General features: G+C 63.2%; 1 pseudogene. It reads right to left on the bottom strand.

Going from position 1 to position 989, the window contains the following annotated elements:
* Positions 1–125 precede the first annotated feature (125 nt).
* Positions 126–902, bottom strand: a pseudogene (locus tag FS320_RS44115) (DDE-type integrase/transposase/recombinase); the annotation flags it as partial.
* Positions 903–989 lie beyond the last annotated feature (87 nt).

The raw sequence follows: 989 nt of genomic DNA, 5'->3' as shown, positions 1-989 counted from the left end.
AAGCGGACAATGTTGGTAGTCTCGTTCATGGCGTATCGCTCTCTCGAAGAGGTTCTGGCAGGCTCGACACCCGCCTCGATACGCCGCCCTTCTCACACCGTCATCACCCAGTTTCCGCCATAGCTCAGATCCCGATGGCTATAGATCGTGATGCCGAGCACCTCGCGCTGCACCCGCCCGTTGAAGCGCTCCACGAGACCATTGGTTTGCGGTGTATACGGCTTGGTCCTGCGGTGCTCCAGCTTCAGCTGGCGGCAGGCCTCTTCAAAGCCATCGGCGGTAAAGCAGGATCCTCTGTCGGTGAGCACGTGCGTGATCTTGAAGGGAAACGCGCGGACCGCCTCTTTCAGGAAGGCGACCGCGCTGGTGGCCAGCTCATCGTCCTTGACGGCCAGATGCACCCACCGTGAGCAGCGGTCGATGGCCACATACAAATAGCGTTTGCGGCGCTCCCCGTTGGCGGTCTGCAGCTTGGGCAGGTGCTTGATGTCCATGTGGATGAAGCCAAGATCGTAATCCTTGAACGTGCCGCTCCGGCGCTGGCGCTGCTGCGCCGGGGGCAATCGTCCCAAGCCTTCCGCCTTGAGGATGCGGTAGACGGCATCGCGGTTGAGATGCGGCAGGAAATGGCTGACCACAAACGTGAGGTCATCGAGCGGGAAGCCGGTGGCCTGGCGCAGGGCACAGACGATGGCGCGCTCTTCCTCGGTGGCCTTCCAGGGCAGCTTGTGCGGCCGGCTGCTATGGTCCTGGCAGTCCTGTGCGCCGCGCTTGCGCCACTTGCGGATGGTCTCGGTGCTCACGCTGAAGCGCTGGGCCAGCACGCCGGTGGGCTCTCTCGAGCGGGCGATCTCTTGGCGGACGGCGGGGGTGGTGCGGGCTTGCGGATGAAGGGAGTGCATCACGTCCTCCTGCGGTGAGAAGCTCGGCGTCGCAGGCCGTCAAAGCGCCAAGTATACTCCTCAATGGCGTAACGCACCTGATCCCAA

The organism is Microvirga tunisiensis, from assembly GCF_009296175.1.
Taxonomy (GTDB): Bacteria; Pseudomonadota; Alphaproteobacteria; order Rhizobiales; family Beijerinckiaceae; genus Microvirga; species Microvirga tunisiensis.
This window is presented reverse-complemented; position numbering and strand designations above follow the sequence as displayed.